Annotated in this window: 17 protein-coding genes and 1 tRNA gene; 12 read left to right on the forward strand and 6 right to left on the reverse strand. The window is 36.4% G+C overall.

The window, feature by feature from the left end; genetic code table 11:
* The first annotated feature begins 354 nt into the window (after positions 1 to 354).
* Positions 355 to 714 (forward strand): dihydroneopterin aldolase, encoded by a 360-nt coding sequence (gene folB / locus BMX49_RS13485; RefSeq protein WP_034719257.1) that lies wholly within the window; start codon positions 355 to 357, stop codon positions 712 to 714.
* 143 nt (positions 715 to 857) lie between these two features.
* On the forward strand, positions 858 to 2,519 hold the full coding sequence (gene lnt, locus BMX49_RS13490) for an apolipoprotein N-acyltransferase (protein WP_034719256.1): 1,662 nt from the start codon (positions 858 to 860) through the stop codon (positions 2,517 to 2,519).
* 74 nt (positions 2,520 to 2,593) lie between these two features.
* Here lnt and BMX49_RS13495 read toward each other — a convergent pair whose 3' ends face one another.
* Positions 2,594 to 4,723 (reverse strand): helix-turn-helix domain-containing protein, encoded by a 2,130-nt coding sequence (locus BMX49_RS13495; RefSeq protein WP_034719254.1) that lies wholly within the window; start codon positions 4,721 to 4,723, stop codon positions 2,594 to 2,596.
* Positions 4,724 to 5,014: 291 nt separating this feature from the next.
* On the opposite strand from BMX49_RS13495, the gene BMX49_RS13500 reads away from it, so the two are divergent.
* The 3 genes from BMX49_RS13500 to BMX49_RS13510 all read left to right on the forward strand — a co-directional run bounded on the left by BMX49_RS13500 (position 5,015) and on the right by BMX49_RS13510 (position 7,475).
* Positions 5,015 to 5,749, forward strand: a complete 735-nt coding sequence (locus tag BMX49_RS13500; RefSeq protein ID WP_034721238.1) for a hypothetical protein — start codon at positions 5,015 to 5,017, stop codon at positions 5,747 to 5,749.
* 176 nt (positions 5,750 to 5,925) lie between these two features.
* A complete protein-coding gene (locus BMX49_RS13505) occupies positions 5,926 to 6,594 on the forward strand; it encodes a hypothetical protein (RefSeq protein ID WP_034719251.1) in 669 nt (222 codons plus the stop codon).
* Between the two features lie 422 nt (positions 6,595 to 7,016).
* Positions 7,017 to 7,475, forward strand: coding sequence for a hypothetical protein (locus tag BMX49_RS13510; RefSeq protein ID WP_034719250.1), 459 nt, complete (start codon positions 7,017 to 7,019; stop codon positions 7,473 to 7,475).
* Positions 7,476 to 7,511: 36 nt separating this feature from the next.
* Here BMX49_RS13510 and BMX49_RS13515 read toward each other — a convergent pair whose 3' ends face one another.
* Positions 7,512 to 8,027: a gamma carbonic anhydrase family protein gene (locus tag BMX49_RS13515; RefSeq protein ID WP_034719248.1), complete on the reverse strand. Its 516-nt coding sequence runs from the start codon at positions 8,025 to 8,027 to the stop codon at positions 7,512 to 7,514.
* 210 nt (positions 8,028 to 8,237) lie between these two features.
* Here BMX49_RS13515 and BMX49_RS13520 point away from each other — a divergent pair, with 210 nt between their 5' ends.
* The 4 genes from BMX49_RS13520 (at position 8,238) to BMX49_RS13535 (ending at position 10,918) form a co-directional block, all read left to right on the forward strand.
* Positions 8,238 to 9,116 carry an iron-sulfur cluster biogenesis protein NfuA gene (locus tag BMX49_RS13520; RefSeq protein ID WP_034719246.1) on the forward strand — a complete coding sequence of 293 codons (879 nt, stop codon included), beginning with the start codon at positions 8,238 to 8,240 and terminating at the stop codon, positions 9,114 to 9,116.
* Between the two features lie 199 nt (positions 9,117 to 9,315).
* Positions 9,316 to 10,344, forward strand: coding sequence for a ferrochelatase (hemH, locus tag BMX49_RS13525; protein WP_034721236.1), 1,029 nt, complete (start codon positions 9,316 to 9,318; stop codon positions 10,342 to 10,344).
* Positions 10,345 to 10,410: 66 nt separating this feature from the next.
* The gene (locus BMX49_RS13530) at positions 10,411 to 10,647 is read left to right on the forward strand and encodes an addiction module protein (protein WP_034719244.1); all 237 of its coding nucleotides are present in this window, start codon (positions 10,411 to 10,413) and stop codon (positions 10,645 to 10,647) included.
* Positions 10,637 to 10,918 carry a type II toxin-antitoxin system RelE/ParE family toxin gene (locus BMX49_RS13535; RefSeq protein WP_034719242.1) on the forward strand — a complete coding sequence of 94 codons (282 nt, stop codon included), beginning with the start codon at positions 10,637 to 10,639 and terminating at the stop codon, positions 10,916 to 10,918. Before BMX49_RS13530 ends, BMX49_RS13535 begins: the two co-directional genes overlap by 11 nt.
* 8 nt (positions 10,919 to 10,926) lie before the next feature.
* On the opposite strand, the gene BMX49_RS13540 is transcribed toward BMX49_RS13535, so the two are convergent.
* The 3 genes from BMX49_RS13540 to BMX49_RS13550 form a co-directional block, all read right to left on the reverse strand.
* Positions 10,927 to 12,138: a type IX secretion system plug protein gene (locus BMX49_RS13540; protein ID WP_034721234.1), complete on the reverse strand. Its 1,212-nt coding sequence runs from the start codon at positions 12,136 to 12,138 to the stop codon at positions 10,927 to 10,929.
* Positions 12,139 to 12,273: 135 nt separating this feature from the next.
* Complete coding sequence (gene ribB / locus BMX49_RS13545) at positions 12,274 to 13,395, reverse strand: 3,4-dihydroxy-2-butanone-4-phosphate synthase (RefSeq protein WP_034719240.1); 1,122 nt, start codon at positions 13,393 to 13,395, stop codon at positions 12,274 to 12,276.
* A 213-nt stretch (positions 13,396 to 13,608) separates the two neighbouring features.
* Complete coding sequence (locus BMX49_RS13550) at positions 13,609 to 14,625, reverse strand: LLM class flavin-dependent oxidoreductase (RefSeq protein ID WP_034719239.1); 1,017 nt, start codon at positions 14,623 to 14,625, stop codon at positions 13,609 to 13,611.
* 159 nt (positions 14,626 to 14,784) lie between these two features.
* Here BMX49_RS13550 and BMX49_RS13555 point away from each other — a divergent pair, with 159 nt between their 5' ends.
* From BMX49_RS13555 to BMX49_RS13565, 3 genes are all read left to right on the forward strand, one after another.
* Entirely contained in the window at positions 14,785 to 16,161 is a 1,377-nt protein-coding gene (locus tag BMX49_RS13555) for a DUF4403 family protein (RefSeq protein ID WP_034719237.1), read from the forward strand.
* 27 nt (positions 16,162 to 16,188) lie between these two features.
* Positions 16,189 to 16,698 (forward strand): RDD family protein, encoded by a 510-nt coding sequence (locus BMX49_RS13560; protein ID WP_034719236.1) that lies wholly within the window; start codon positions 16,189 to 16,191, stop codon positions 16,696 to 16,698.
* 48 nt (positions 16,699 to 16,746) lie between these two features.
* Positions 16,747 to 16,817 (forward strand) — tRNA-Cys (locus BMX49_RS13565).
* Between the two features lie 172 nt (positions 16,818 to 16,989).
* Here BMX49_RS13565 and BMX49_RS13570 read toward each other — a convergent pair.
* On the reverse strand, positions 16,990 to 17,412 hold the full coding sequence (locus BMX49_RS13570) for a DUF2141 domain-containing protein (RefSeq protein ID WP_051803722.1): 423 nt from the start codon (positions 17,410 to 17,412) through the stop codon (positions 16,990 to 16,992).
* Between the last annotated feature and the right edge of the window lie 4 nt (positions 17,413 to 17,416).

The raw sequence follows: 17,416 nt of genomic DNA on the forward strand, positions 1-17,416 counted from the left end.
GGCAATCTTTTTTGCCAGCGCATTGGCCAAAACAAAAAAAGCCGGGCTGTCCGTTGCAATTCCTCACGCCAATGCTTTGCCAACGCCTGTTCCGGGATTTCCACTTCCATCCCTATTGCGGGAAATGATTTGATGATGTGTTGATGTGATAATGTGACAATTCAGAGAAAGAAAGAAAGAATAAGATTAGAGTAAAGCACATACATCAATAGGAACGGGCTTTAGCCCGTTTAATAAATAAAAAAAATCAGTTGGCTTTAGCCAAAACTTAGATGTACCTTTTTTTAACATTAAGATATTAAGGAGAATTAAGATGTAAATCAATATTATCCTATCCAAAACACGAATAAAATAATGACCTCAAAAATAATTATAGAAGACCTCAAAATCTACGCGTACCACGGGGCTCTTCCCGAAGAAACCCTGATCGGAACCTACTATCTTTTGAATGTAGAAGTTCACACGGATTACTGGAAAGCAGTGGAAACTGATGATTTAAATGACACCATCAACTACGCTGAAATCAATGAAATCATTCATCAAGAAATGAAGATTCCGTCCAAGCTGATGGAAAATGTGGCAGGTAGAATTTTGAAAAGCATCAAACTAAAATTTCCTCAGATTTCTTTTATTAAAATCAGAATCACCAAAACCAGTCCACCCATGACGGGCGAAATGCGCGGGGTAAGTGTGGAAATTGAAAATCAGTTTTAGGGATTTTCCAGAACCATACAATCTTCTTAATTGCGAAATGCCATTGTCTTTCTAAACAGAGAAAAGCGAAGTGAAGAACCTCACCACTAAAACTCAAAGGCAAAATTCTTAACTTTGAAAATTAAATACGTTTTAAACAACCTATGAAATATATTATTCTTTCTTTGCTCTCAGCGGTTTTGTTGAGTATCTCTTGGCCCACGTACGGAATTCCGTTTTTTATATTTTTTGCCCTTGTTCCTCTACTAATTCTCGAACACGACATTTCAAATTTCTCTAAAATTAAAAGAAAAGGTTGGACAATTTTCGGTCTCACCTATCTCTGTTTCGTGATTTGGAATATCGTCACAACCGGTTGGTTATACGGAGCGAGAAATCCAGATGGTTCGCACTCGCTTTTTGCAGTTGTTTTTCCCGTTTTATTTAATTCCTTTTTCTACGCTATTGTTTTCCAATGCTACCATTGGTACAAAAAAGCACAGGGAACTTATTTTGGATTGGTCTTCTTCGTCGCCATTTGGATGGTTTGGGAAAAACTTCATTTAAGTTGGGAATTCACTTGGCCGTGGTTGAATTTAGGAAACGTCTTCGCTGATTACCCGCAATTTATTCAGTGGTATGATACTCTTGGCTCGACTGGCGGTAGTTTCTGGATTTTACTGGTTAATGTTTTCGCTTTCTACACCTTACGAATTTGGGAGGCGGGCAGAAAAAGAAAATCTTTAATCATTAACTCTTCAGTATTAGTGGCTGGCATCGCTTTACCAATGTTGATCTCTGTCGGACAATACAAAAACTTCGATTTGAAACCGACAGGAACAGTTAATGTGTTAATGCTGCAGCCGGAACTCAATCCTTACACCGAAAAATATTCTAAAGACAGTCTGACTATTTTAAATGACTTGCTGACTTTAGCCGAAGAAAATTCAAAAGGTCAAATCGATTATTATATTGGTCCAGAAACTTCACTTCCTGGTTTCGGGTCGATTTCTGAAACGGGGTTTGAAGAAAGTGAACTTTTAAATAAGACGAAAAACTTTTTAAGCAAACACCCGAAATCGGTTTTAGTAACTGGAATTTCTTCGCATCGATTTTATCCGAACGAAAATGAAAAATCGAAAACCGCCTATCAGACGTCGCAAGGTATTTTTGTGGACAGTTATAACTCGGCTGTTCAGATTATACCCAATCAAAAAGTAGAAGTCTATCACAAAGGGAAATTGGTTCCTGGCGTTGAGATTTTTCCGTATATCAGTGTGTTGAAACCACTGCTTGGAAACGCTATGTTGAACCTTGGTGGCACAACTGCTTCGCTGGGCATTGACGAAAAAAGAAAAGTATTCACCAACACTTTCAACAAAGGAAAAATGGCACCCATCATTTGTTATGAAAGTATTTACGGAGAGTTCGTGACCGATTACGTAAAAGAGGGCGCCAACTTTTTAGGAATTATGACCAATGACTCGTGGTGGGGCGTTACGCAAGGTCACAAACAGTTGATGGCTTATGCCAGAATGCGCGCCATAGAAACACGACGCGAAATCGCACGGTCTGCGAACAGTGGAATTTCCGCGCACATTGATGCAAGAGGTGATGTTTTAGGAGATACCTTTTATGGTGATAAAACTACGTTATTCGCGAAAGTTAATCTGTATGAACATCAAACTTTCTATACGCGAACCGGTGATTTATTGTCCCGCATTTCCATCTTCATCTTTGGCTTCTTGGTATTTTATAACTGGATTAAAAAATACCAGAATAGAAAACCTGTTGAACCTATGAAAAAGATTGTGATTAAAAGATAAAGGAGTTTAATCAATAAAGTTAAAAGTCACAAAAGAATCTTTTTGTGACTTTTTTAGTTTCAGGAAGTTAACAATTACTTTTCCGTCTTCGACTTTTTATGATTGAAGTGGTTCAGCAACAAACGGATTTCATTGAATTCAAAATCATTTGGCAATTCTCTTTTCCAATCGTTTAAGGTTTCGTGGGAACTTTTCTTAAATTCTTTTTCGAAGGTTTTAATCTTTTGTTTGTCGAAGATTCTGGCTATATCCAGTAAACCTTGCTCTGCAAATTTTGCCAGATGTCCGAAAATAGTTTCGGAAACCAAACCTCTTTCTTTGGCGATTTCGGGAATGGTTTTACCTTCTTCAAACAATTGAAAACTTAAAATATGAGATGGAATCTTCGCCACCTTGGTCGAAATAGAAATATTATTATCCGTATTGAAAAGCGGAATTTCCAACAGATAAACTTTCTTGAGATCATTCAGATAATCTTCTAAATCATCTAGAAAAACCCGGAAATCTTCGTTGTATTCTTTCAGTCCTTTGGTTCCTTTATTTTCAGCATAGAAATCGAGTAAAGGTTGGAAGACTTCCAAATTTATTTTAGTAAAAAAGAAATTGACCGCCCCTTTGGCTTTGGTTTCAATCTCGCTCCATTCTTCATTTCCATTAATGAATTTATGGGTTTTCTGCAGCATTATTTTTTCAAACTTCTGATAAACCTGACCAAAGTTTTCAATCTTCGGTTTTAAATTTTGATATAAATGCTGCGCTTTATTTTTATCGAGTGCCTTGCTGGTTTTGGTTGAATTAAACCATTTCTCCAGTGAAAATTTGAACCACAGACAATCCAATCGGCTGACGACTTTCTTAATGCTGTAATCGTATTTTTCGACTTCCAGGATTTCATCAATCTTAGCGTTGGCATTGGTTTCATCTTGAAATTTGGAAACGCGTCGATCAGCAAAAATTACATTAGGCGTAATCTTCGATTTTAAAACAATTCCTTCCAAAGTTCGGCACCGGGAAAGCGCCACATAAACCTGTCCGGACGCAAAAGATTTCCCGGCGTCAATAATCAACCGATCAAATGTCAAACCTTGCGATTTATGAATGGTCACCGCCCAAGCCAGGCGAATTGGATACTGCTGAAAACTGCCCAAGACATCTTCGGTAATATTTTTATCGGCATCTAAACCATATCTTTTCTGCTCCCATGTTTCTTTTTTAATTTTAAAAACTTCATCATCACCATCGATGAGCACGGTAATTTCTTTGTCATCCAGATTCATGACTTCAGCAAGTTTACCGTTGAAATATCTTTTCTCGGAACTGGCGTCGTTGCGAATAAACATCACTTGCGCGCCGACTTTCAACTGCAGTTCCTCTTCGTTTGGATATTGATTTTCATTAAAATTACCTACGATATCTGCCGAATAGAAATATGGTTTCCCTTTCAAAGCCGCAATTTTCTTCTGGTTGATTTCGTCGGCCATTCGGTTATGCGACGTTAAATAAACGTAGGCTTCATAAGTTGGTTCAAAGTCTGGAATATATCTTTCGTTCAACGTTTCAAAATCGATATCGCCGACTGCGCCATCCCGAATATCATTCAGAATATCCAGAAATTTCTCATCGGTTTGCCGATAAACCGTCGTGAGTTCAAGCGTAATTAAAGGCATTTCCTTTAAAGCATAACTCTCGAAGAAAAAAGGGGATTTGTAATATTGACCTAAAAAATGTTCATCACGAACAACTGGTGGCAATTGGTACAAATCGCCAATAAATAACATTTGAACGCCGCCGAATTTCTGCTGATTCCGACGAACGAAACGTAAAGAGAAATCCATCATATCTAAAACATCGGCGCGAAGCATGGAAACCTCATCGATGATAATGATTTCAATTTCACGCAATAACTTTAGCTTGTCTTTTCGGTATTTGAAATGCTGCATTAAGTCGGAAATATTATTTCCTAAGTTGCTGTCGATTCTATCTGTTGTGGGGATGAAGGTTCTTAAAGGAAGTCCGAACATGGAGTGAATGGTCACGCCACCAGCGTTGATCGCGGCAATTCCAGTCGGAGCAACCACGATGTGTTTTTTTTTGGTTTTCTTGACGAACTCGTTCAGGAAAGTGGTTTTTCCGGTGCCGGCTTTTCCGGTGAGAAAAATACTGCGGTTGGTATGTTCGGTTAAATTAAAGAGAGATTGGTCCATTGGTCAAATTTAAGGAAATTGAGTTGAATGAAATGAGCGAAATCACCATTCATTGATTTGAGTTGGGATTTTAATCTTTCTCTAAAATGGATTAAGAAAAGCAGTTGGTTATTAAATATGACTAATCTTAACTATTTTGCAGAAAGGAACAGGAAATATTCTTTAAACCAGAAGTAAAGCAAACGCCAAGGAGAGAAATAAATTGGGTTGAAAGGCAGAGTTGCGTATATTTGGGTGGTGTGCGATATGCTAAACCAACATTCGTCAGAAAATGAAACGATAAAAAAACAGATGAAAATAATACTCAAACTTTTAATGCTCTCTTTCGCTTTACAATCTTGTGAGAACAAAACAAGTGAAAGTAAACAAAAAGTTACAATCCAAGACACTTTAAAAAGTACATCAATAAAAGCTGATGAAAATCAAATTAAAGAAAAAACACCTAAAATTTTCACAGATCCCTTTGAATTTGTATACTATAATGATAATGGAGATTATAGGTGGTTGTATGCAAAAAAAGGAAAAGACACCTATAGTTTTGTGAATGACAATAATGATCAAAGAAACTTACGAAGAGGTGACATTTGTGAAATTAAATGGAAAAAAGACACCATATACATTGCTGGAGATGGAGAAACACCACAAATAGAAGATTGGCTAATCGCTATTAAGAAAACTCAAGATGGAAAAGTGTCTAAATTTAGAAAAGAATATAAAAAAGAATTAAAATACCACTATTCTGACGATATTTATTCAAAAAGTGGATTAGATGATTTATATGTTTTAGCTGAATTCTATATAGCAAACTCAAAAAACAAATTAATACAATCCGCTATTCAAAAAAAAGAACAATTAGAGTATTCTATTGAGAGTAGAACAGAAAATAACAAATATTATCAAGTTTTGGGCATTGGCTATACTTTTGAGCACCGATTTACGATCATGCAATGGATTTATATAGATATTGAAACACAAAAAATATATGAGTATGATATAGCAAATGAAAAGTTAATTGAATTTAAATAAAGAGCACCATCGCACAACACCAGTAAGTATTTCTATTAGCGCGTCGGAAGTTCCTATCATTAAGCTTTTCGCTAATTATTCAATTTATTATATTTACAAAAACTTGTAATAAAAGTCCCCACCATGGCAAAGTCCCAAAACGTCACACTTCATATTAAACAAAACTCTCGCTAATAATGAATTTTTTCAAAGACATACTTGGTTCGAATAAAAATGAATCAAACGTAGAATTCTACAAAAATGAAAACGGATTGCATACTTTAGGTGGTACTTTTCCAGCTGATTTTACCGTTCCAGAAAATAAATTTTTAAGCGGATTTCAATATGTTGGATTTATAAATAGTAGTGATAAGTACTTCAATTGGCTTCCATTTGATGTTCATTTAATTTGCCCAATTTATTTAGATATTGAAAATGTATATTTGGATTACTCCAATCCAAATGCACCAAAGATACTTGCACCAGAAGATTCAAGCGAAATAACTTCGGCATTTGATGAATTGAAAAAAGATTCAATTATTCAATTCAAACAAAGTAAACTTTCTCTTCGTGAATTTGAAGGTTTAACAGACGAAAATGAACTTACCATCTTAGGAATTGCCGGAAAACCAAATTTATTACAAGATGATGATGTTCCAATTTGCCCAAAGAGTGGAAAAAAAATGAAATTTCTTTGTCAATTTTCAACGTGGAACCAGATTGAAACAGAATTTACCAACGTAGAATGTGAAGATAAATTCATGCAACAATATTTTGAACGTATGAATTTTTGGTGTGATGGAAGTTTATATGTTTTTATAGAACCTGAAAGTAAAACTGTTTGTTACTATATTCAAAACACGTAATAAAGACGTAGGACACCACCTCTATCTTGTTTATTTAAAGGTATTAATTTTATGATTATAGAGTAAAGACGGTATTTCTATTAGCCTGTCGGAAGTGCCTATCCTTAAAGTTTTTACTAATTGTTTAATTTGTTATATTTACAAAGACTTGTTATAAAAGTCCACCCCGACCTGCAGAAATACCTGAGCGTTACCAGAAAATTTATGAAAAAAACTTCATCTTGAAGCGATCTAACTTTAAAAAGTGTTTACTCGAAAGCTCAGAAGACAAAGTTTTTTTATCTTGATGTTTCTAAATTAAGGTGGTAAAGTTCGCCAGGACATTCGTAATTAAAATGACAAAAAATCCCGATTCAAATGAATGAATCGGGATTTATATTTGAAAAAGGCCGTATTATTGTAAAATAGTAGAAAATATAAAAATGAAACATCTCCTAATTATTTTAATATCCGCTTCAACAGTAGCGTCCTGCTCCTTAAGAAAAGTAAAAATTGATGAAGACACGCTACCGAAAGATATTTCTGAAAAGCCACACAATCATTTCACGCAAGAAGAGGAGCAACTGCAAATGAAGAAATTGATTAAAGAAATTGATTCTATAGTCGCTACCGAATCTTGCACCGATCCAGCCGATTGGAAATTTACGGCTATCGGATCCAAAGCGTGTGGCGGACCAAGTTCTTATATCGCTTATCCCTTAAAACTAGAGGATCAAGTTTTACCAAAAGTAACGCAGTTCACGTCTATGCAAAGTGCTTTTAATACCAAGTACGGTTTAGTGTCGGATTGTGCCTTGGTGATGCCGCCTTTGGAAATTAAATGTGAAAATGGAAAACCAGTTTTGATTGGTGATCGTTTAGAAAAAGAAGTAGTAGAATAAATCCTACTACTTTTGCACGATATATCTAAAAAGCAATTAATCTTTATACCAAGATGAATATTTCACATAATTATTGGCGATTCTATTCACCTCGCCTTCCAGTAGTTCTGCAGAGGTATCTTTAATTTTTCGAGCTGGTGTTCCGGCCCAAACTTCACCAGATTTGATGTGCGTGCCTTGAATCACGACTGAGCCTGCGCCAACAATTGAGTTGCTCTCAACCAAACAATCATCCATCACAATTGCGCCCATTCCAATGAGAACATTGTCTTGAATCGTGCAGCCATGAACAATGGCGTTATGTCCGATCGAGACATTATCACCAATGATTAAAGGGAATTTTTCATACGTACAGTGCAGCATCACATTATCTTGCACATTGACTTTATTTCCTAATTTAATGTAATTCACATCGCCGCGAATCACGGCGTTATACCAAATACTGCATTCTGTGCCCGTCGTAACATCACCAATAATGGTAGCGGTTTCTGCGAGAAAGGTATCGGTTCCGATTTGTGGAGTTTTTCCTAAAAGTTCTTTTATAAGTGCCATAATTTTTATTTAAAGATGATAAGATAATAGAAAAAAGATAAAAGACAAATCCCATTTGCTTCACATTTTTTAATTTTAAAGTCTACAAGTTTTAGTATTTCGAAAATTTTTCTATTTTTTGCTGATTAAACTCATTGATAGGGTCTAAAACGTCCGTAATGAAATCTAAATTGTTATCCGTATTTTTGTACTCAAATTTAGTGAAATAAAATGAGACAAATAATTATAGAGCCAACCGAAAACCCAAAAGTGATGAAGTTCGTAGCCGACTACAACTTGATTCCGGGCTCTTTGGAATTGGATCGAAATTCTGATATTAAAGAAATTCCTCTAGCTCAAGAACTTTTCAAATATCCTTTCGTAGAACGGGTTTTTATTACGGCCAACTTTATTGCCGTAGCAAAACAAGATGGTATCGATTGGGAAAACGTGATTGAACCTTTAAAGGGAATTATCCAAGAAGAATTGTCAGCAAATCCACGAATTTATCTTCAGAAAAAAAATGAAGAACATATGATTTATGCTGAAATGACGCCCAATCCGATGGTGATGAAATTCGTTTCAAATACTTCACTGCTTAATGGGTTTATCGAAGTAAAATCCCGTGAAGAAGCAAGTGATGTTCCTTTAGCTCAAGCGATTTTTGAGGAATATGACTTTGCTAAAGAAGTTTTCATTTCTGACAATTTCGTGGCCGTTACTAAAAATGTGTCTGTAGAATGGCATGAAGTAATGGTGAAGATGCGAACTTTTGTAGCAGACTATTTACAAAATGGCGGTGTTGTTTCTAATGCAACCGCACAGAAACATGAAAGTCCAGCAGCAGCGATCATGAATAGAGAATATACCGAAACGGAACAAAAAATTTCGGATATCTTAACTGAATATGTTGCACCAGCCGTAGAAAGCGATGGCGGAAAAATCTCCTTAATGGAATATGATGCCGAAACGAAAACTGCAAAAATGTTATTGCAAGGTGCGTGTTCAGGTTGCCCAAGTTCAACAGCTACTTTGAAAGGTGGAATTGAAAATCTACTGAAACAGTTTGTGCCAGAATTGGTAGAACATGTGGAAGCGGTGAACGGTTGATAGTTGATAGTTGAAGATAAATGTAATTTTCAATAATTTGCTGTCATTTTAAAAATATAACAGGGTTGCGCCCCGACTTGAACGGAGCTCTTTTTAATTGATGACTGAGCTTGTCTTGGTGGTTGAGCATGCCGAAACTAAGGCAGCAATTAAAAAAGCGGGAGTGGAAGGCGGAAATTGGCGCCCAAATAAAAAATACATGTCGAAAAAAGGAATTTTATTAGTTAATCTCGGGTCACCAAGATCGACGAAAACGGAGGATGTCAGAGAATATCTGGATGAGTTTTTAATGGACGAAAAAGTGATTGATTATCGCTGGTTCTTCCGGTCTTTGCTGGTGCAGGGAATTATCCTCAATACGCGTCCCAAGAAATCTGCAGAAGCGTATAAAACGGTTTGGACTGAGGAAGGTTCGCCCCTTATTTTCATCACGGAAAGAATTAAGACGAAGCTTCAAAAGATCGTTGATGTTCCCGTAGAAATCGGAATGCGGTACGCTGAACCGAGTATCGAAACTGGAATTAGAAAACTGACCGATCAAGGCGTTACGGAAATTGTACTTTTTCCATTGTATCCTCAATATGCGATGAGCACAACGGAAACGGTGATTGACAAAGCAGAAGATGTTCGTAAGAAACATTTCCCAGATATTAAAATTAATTACGTTCAACCGTTCTACAATCGTGAAATTTATATCGACTGTTTGGCTGAAAGTATTCGCGAAAAACTTCCTGAAACGTTTGATGCGTTACAGTTTTCTTATCACGGCGTTCCGGAAAGACACATCTTCAAAACTGATCCGACCAACACTTGTAATTTAAACGATTGCTGCTCAAGAGATGACAATCCGAGTCATCAGTTTTGCTACAGACATCAGTGTTTTAAAGTCACAGAACAGGTTATTAAGAAATTAGGTTTGCCGAAAGAAAAAGTGATGGTGACTTTTCAATCCCGTCTCGGAAACGACAAATGGATGGAACCGTACACGGATACTACTCTGGAGAATTTAGGCAAGAAAGGAATTAAAAATCTTGCGATTGTTTGTCCGGCTTTTGTATCTGATTGTTTAGAAACTTTGGAAGAAATTTCAGTTGAAGGGAAAGAGCAGTTTGAGCATGGCGGTGGAGAAGTCTACAATTACATTCCTTGTTTGAATGATGAGGACCGCTGGATTGACGTGGTCAAGATTTTGTGCGAAGAGAAGTTGCACGAATTTTATTTGATTTAAAAATATTGACCTTCAGAGAAATCTGAAGGTCTTTTTTTATTAATTGTTTTTATTAACTTTGATTCTATGAATGTCACTATTGAACAACTTACTGAAAAACTACAAGCGCTTCCTGAAAATTTATTAGAAAGAGTTTGGGATTATATTGATGGTCTATCAGAAGATAAAATCGATCTCGAAATTCCAGAGTGGCAGAAGAATGAAGTGAGAGAAAGGATAGAAGAATACAAGAGAAATCCCGATTGTCTCATAGATATAGATGATGTCTTTTCTGAAATTGATAGAGAATTGGATGAAAATTAAATTTTCATTTAGAGCAAACGAGGAATTTCTAGATTCTGCAAAATTCTACGAAGGTAGAGTTGTTGGTTTGGGAAAGAGATTTAAAAAAGAAATTAGAAAGCAAGTCGATTTAATTCAAACCCATCCAAAATCAGCACCGTTAAAATATAAAGATATTAGAGTTTTAGCAATTAAAACTTTCCCGTTCACCATACATTACAAAATTGAAAAAGAATTTATTGTAATTGTGGCAATTTTTCATACTTCTCAAAATCCTGACAAACTAGGATAAAATAAAATCTATCTCACCGGCGTTCTAAACTCGCCATAACCCAACAATCCATCGTAACTTCTACCAAAAGGCTGGTAGTATAAAAATGCCTGATACAGATTTTCGGTCTGCCAAAAATTACCGTTTATTTCACCGAGATTCAATGTTCCGTCTGGATTTTTAGTAGCTAAAATATAGTTGTAAAAACCTTGTTTCAAATAAATATTTGCGATGTACTTTTTTAATGTTTCATCGTAGATCATTTGATTTTCTTTGGTTGCTAGAAAATCGTTAAAACCACCAACGACATAAATTTCTTTATTGGTTTCTTCAGAATCTAAAGCGAAGTAAACCCAGGAATAATCAGCTTCACGCTCTGAATTTCTTTCTATTCCTAAATCATTTCTCCGGAAATAAAAAGCACCATTCACATCTGGTTGGTATTGATAATTGAGCGGAAAAGCCCAAACTGAATGCAGATAAGTGTAATTAATGCCATCGATATTTTCTGCCTGCGCAACCATATCAAAGGGCTGATTCATATTTTTATTATCGAAATAATAAAATTCATTGTTCCCTGGAAACACCAGATTCATTTGTTGGAAAAGAATTTTATTTCCCAGCGACGAACTCTGTTTTTGATTGTAAACTCCTAGATTCCAGTTGTTATTTTGAATGACATTTAAAGTCAACGAATTAAGATTGGAACTCATGGTCGACCCGTTGCCAATCGCCTGCACTTCTACTCTTTGATTAATTTGTGGATTTCTTGCATCCGAAGTTCTGGAAACATTCACAGCCACATTTGCACCGTCTTCAACCACGGCAAATCTCCTAGTAAAAAGTGGTTTGCTGGCAGAATCCTGATAAACAACAATCTCGAAATTCCCAGAAATCTTGGGTTGAATTTTATCGTTGGGGAAAGTTAAAGTATAATTAGTGTACGCTTGCAAAGTATTGAAGGAATACTGAAATCGATCAATCATTCCAGTCAAACTACCGTTCGCATATTCGGTAAAAAACAAACCATCGTCATTCCAATTCCGATCAAAATGTTTCAGTGTGTAACGGTAAATCGTACTGGAATTCGACAAATCATCGAAGCGCAAAATCAGCTGTTCATTAAAACCAATCACCGGCGTTTCATCATTGGTTTGTGGATTGAACAATTGTACGCTGCGAATATCTTGTGAAAAGAAAAACGCACTGAAAAATAAAAGAAAAGTTTGTAAATATTTCATTGAGACGAAGATAACAATTTTTGGTGAGGTGATGTTTTGCTTTACCATTTTAAACAAAAATTGTCAGCATGATATTATGCTGACAACTATTTTTATAACGAATTTATCGAGGTTGAAAACTCGCTTTCATTAATACTAAAGTGCAACCATTTCGGTCACCTCAACATCATAACCGCCTACGACAGGTTTTAGGCTCGTATCCTGCGTAATAACTCTGAATTTATTAATACCTAAATTTTTCAAAATCTGGGTTCCAATGCCGTAATCATGGAAGTTCGAAGATAAAGTCGCCCGTTTTTCCTGACCATCTTGGAAATCTAAAAACTGCTGCAATTTTCGCATTGTATTTTCAGAATTCGAAACATTATTAATAAAAATAATCGCTCCTTTTCCTTCTTCATTGATCATTTTGGTTACTTTTTCGAGCAATGGTTTTTCACCAGTGGTCAATCTACTCAAAACATCGAAATAAGAATTCGACGCCTGAACTCTTACCAAAATAGGTTCGTTGGTAGACCAATGTCCTTTCGTTAAAGCAAAATGAATTTGGTCAGTACTGGTTTCTTTAAAAGCGAAAAAATCATAATCTCCGTAGTGAGTCTTAACTTTTCTTTCTTCCAATCGTTCGATCAAATCTCCTTTTCGTAATTGGTACTCAATTAAATCTTCAATCGAAATTAACTTTAAATCATGTTTCTTTGCTAACAGATACAACTCAGGAAGTCGCGCCATCGAACCGTCATCATTCATGATTTCGCAAATTACACCACCTTCTTGCAAGCCCGCCAATTTAGTTAAATCGATTGCCGCTTCAGTATGTCCAGCTCTTTTCAAAACACCACCTTTCTTCGCTCTCAACGGAAAAATATGGCCCGGACGCATGAAATCTGCGGGTTTGGTATTTTTATCCATCAAAGCCAAAATCGTTTTGCTTCGATCGCTCGCCGAAATTCCGGTAGAAACGCCTTCGCCTAAAAGATCAATGGAAACCGTAAAAGCTGTTTCTTTCGGATCGCTGCTTCGGGTAACCATAATATCAAGTCCTAATTCGTCGCAACGTTTTTCAGGAAGTGGCGTACAAATCAAGCCACGACCGTGAATGGTCATAAAATTAATAATTTCCGGCGTAGTTAATTCCGCCGCAGAAAGAAAATCTCCCTCATTTTCCCGATTTTCATCATCAACTACGATGATTACTTTTCCGTTTTTAAGATCCTCAATCGCTTCAGGAATCGTATTAAGTTGAATATCTGACATTTTACTTTTAGATTTTTGCAAAGGTACTGAGATTTAGAGGAACAGACAATTCTTATTTGGAAGTCTACTTCCGTTCGAATTTATCCTGAGCTTGTCGAAGGGCTACCGCTTTTTTTGATTTCCTGCCTCGGCCCGCCCATTTCTACGCAAACCAAAAAAGAGCTCCGTTCAAGCCGGGACACAAGTCAGGATACGATTTAAGTTTCAGAATAACTAAGCCACTGTACTAATCATATTCAATTCGTCAACTGCTTTTCTTATAATGGCATACGAATTAATTCTTGCTTCCTGCTCGTAAATGGGCGAAGTGATCATCATTTCATTCACTTGAAACCTTTTATGAAATTCTTTCATTTGATTTTTGACTGTTTCTTCACTTCCGACAAAACTGTATTTGAGCATCTTCTCCACATGCGCCTTTTCCATTGGGTTCCAGATTTCATCCATATCATCAACTGGTGGAGCATAAAATTTCCTGTCGTTTCTAATCAGATTCACGAACGCTTGATAAAGTGTAGTTGAAAGTTTTTTTGCTTCTTGATCGGTTTCTGCGGCAATTCCATTCACACAAGCAATCGTATACGGTTCTGGAAATCCTTTGCTCGGTTGATAATTTTGATGGTAAATTTCAAATGCAGTTTCCATCATTTGAGGCGCAAAATGTCCGGCGAAAGCATAAGGCAATCCCATTTCTGCCGCGAGCCAAGCACTATCTGTACTAGAACCTAATATATAAATGGGAATGTCGCAACCTTCACCTGGAATTGCTCTAACCAAACTTCCGGAATTTTCTATGGAGAAATATCTTTGTAATTCTTGAATCTGCTGCGGGAAATGCTGATTGATATTCATAGGATTTCTTCCCAACGCTTTCGCAGTTACGCCATCAGTTCCGGGAGCTCGGCCAACTCCTAAATCAATTCTGTTGGGAAATAAACTTTCTAAGGTTCCAAACTGTTCAGCGATGACGAGCGAGCTGTGATTAGGTAACATTATTCCGCCAGAACCAACTCGGATATTTTCAGTTCCATTGGCAATAAATCCGATTAAAACTGAAGTTGCCGAACTTGCGATGCTGGCAATATTATGATGTTCGGCCAGCCAAAATCTCTTGTAATCTAATTTTTCTACAGCTCTAGCTAATTCTAAACTGTCAATAAAAGTATCGTGAATGGTTTTATTTTGTTTAACTGGCGCTAAATCCAGGACTGAAATTTCAAATTTTTTCATGTCAACAAGTTACGAAAATGAGTGCTAATTTTCTCGAGATTATACCTATCGATGCAATTGCTTGTTGTAGTAAAATATTTTTAATAGCAATTTTTCATCTTACTTATAATTTGGTTATCTAAATTTTATGCAAATTTGCGTTAGATAGAAAATTAAAAAATGCGACACCTACTTTTGCTCATCACGCTACTTTTTGGATTGAACTTATTTTCGCAGCATGCTGGGGAATTCTCATCAGTACCCATTTATAATTTTCCCAAGATAAAATCATCGATCACGATGCCTGTGAAAATCCCGTTGGCTGAAATCGGAAATATCATCAATAATTCGGTGCCGACTTTAATTTTTGAAGACAATTCTTTTACTGATAACGACAATGACCAGTTTAAAGTAAAGGTTTGGAAAACGCGTCCGATCCGATTAGTTGGTGGAACAAAGCAGAATCTCCTCATCGAAGTTCCTTTAAAAATATGGGCCGAAAAAGGAATTGGAACTCTGGGTCTTTACAATTATCAGAACACCACATTCGAGACCGTGATGTATTTTAACACCCAACTCCTCTTTAATAATAATTGGACGATGGTAACAAAAACATCGCCGATGGGTTACAAATGGGTAACCAAGCCAGTGCTCGATTACGGCCGAATTAAAGTTCCCATAACCTCTCTCATTGAATCGAATTTAAAAAAACAACAAGCCGATTTTAGTAAGAAAATCGATGATATGATGTTGGAGCAACTCAATTTTCAGCAGTACGCGATTATGGCGTGGAATCAGTTTTCGGAACCACTCCAAGTTTCTGAAGAATACAATACCTGGTTGAAAATAACCCCGATAAGCGTCAACATCACGCCTCTTATTTTTCATGGAAATCGAATTGATGCGAATATTGGAATCGAGACCTATTCCGAAACTTTCACTGGAAGAAAACCCACTTCTTCCCCTTTAATAAAGACCATTACCAATTTTAATTATGTGCAGCAACTTCCGCAAACCTTTTTATTACAAACGACAGTTAACATCCCATTTACGGAAGCAACTAGCATTGCGGAAAGAACATTTCTAGGAAAAGAATTTGATTTCCGGGAAGGGAAATCAAAAGTGAAAATCACTTCAATAAAGGTGTATGGAGAAGAGGATCGAATTATGATTGCAGCCGAAACTGAAGGAGCGATCGAAGGAACCTCTTACATCACGGGAATTCCAGTTTATGATGAAGTTAAGAGAAAAATCGTTTTAACAGACACCAAATTTAAATTAAAAACGAAAAATATTTTATACAAAACTGCGACGTTTTTATTTCAGGGAAAAATCGTCAAGATGATTGAAGACGAATATGGAATTCCGCTTGCCGATCTGGAAAACGCGTCGAAGAAAAGTATTGAAGAAACCTTTAACAAAGAATATTATAAAGGTTTGAAAATGAATGGAAAAGTCTTTAAATTGAAACCTTCGAAAATAGTTTTAAATCCGGTCGGAATTACAGCAATCATCGATACGCAGGCACAATTAGAACTTTTGATAAAAGGAATGTAATTAAAACAATAAATTGAATTAAAAAATATGGCAAGAATTTTACAAGTGGTCGAGCGAAACAAAGCAGAAAAAGGTTACCGATTCCTTAATTACCTCATCGATTTTGGATTTTCGGTGGTGGTGATTGTGGTTTTAGCATTCATTTATGTTATCGCACAATATTTTATAACGGGCAAAGATATGGATGAAGCAATCGATGAAATCACAAATATGAATCCGTTACTCGATCGCATCGGAACCTTATTATTGTACGGATTGATCATGTTTTTAATGGAAAAATTCAGCAACGGAAGAAGTCTCGGCAAATTAATAACTGGAACCAAGGTGGTAAAAGCTGATGGCAGCGAGCTGACAACGGATGATTTGCTAAAGCGAAACTTTACGCGCGCGGTTCCTTTTGATCAACTTACATTTCTCGGGAACACTGGCTGGCACGATGGCTGGTCGAACACCAGAGTGGTAAGAGTTAAGGATTATGATCGGGCTCGAGCGGCACAAAATGATATCGAAAGCTTGGGTGCAAAAGAAAATCTTTAATTAAATTTTTTCCAAAAAATAAAAAGGCCTATATTTGCAAACCGAAATGGTTCTTTGGCCGAGTGGTTAGGCAGTGGTCTGCAACACCATCTACAGCGGTTCGAATCCGCTAGGAACCTCATAGCAAACCCTTAATTTATTAGTTACTAATACTTTAAGGGTTTTTTGATTGTGTTTTGTCCGATTTCGCGCCTCGTGAAAAGCTGAATTATCGAGAAAAGCCACTCATTATTGATAGATTGTATACAAATATAAACTAGCTTCATCAAAAAATAAAGTGACTATTCGCTGCTAATTGATCAATTCAATTACTACAGACGTATTTTTCTGCGTGTTAATTTTGCAATCTTCGAAAGTTGGTTTACTTAATTTTGGCTTGAAATTTTTTGAAAATCCATAAGGCTCTCGCGGAATTCCGAGAAAATTTAAATTGCATTCGTTATCGGAGTTTTTATCATGATAAACGGATATGGCATAATAATCTTTAGGGACATCCTTCAAAGTAAAGGTGACCACGTTGCCAGTCACTTTTGCAGTGTAACTTTTATAGGCTTTGCCTTTCTGAAGAAAAGTTTTCGATTGGTTGAAAACACCAACTTCAACCTTTCCGGTAACGGTTTTAATATTGGTAACTACAATCGTTAAATCAACAGTCTCTTTGGGGTCAGAGTTGCCCCAGATAATTCCGAACAGGAATAGAAATAAAATACGCATGATT

It is taken from the genome of Kaistella antarctica (assembly GCF_900109615.1).
Lineage (GTDB): Bacteria > Bacteroidota > Bacteroidia > Flavobacteriales > Weeksellaceae > Kaistella > Kaistella antarctica.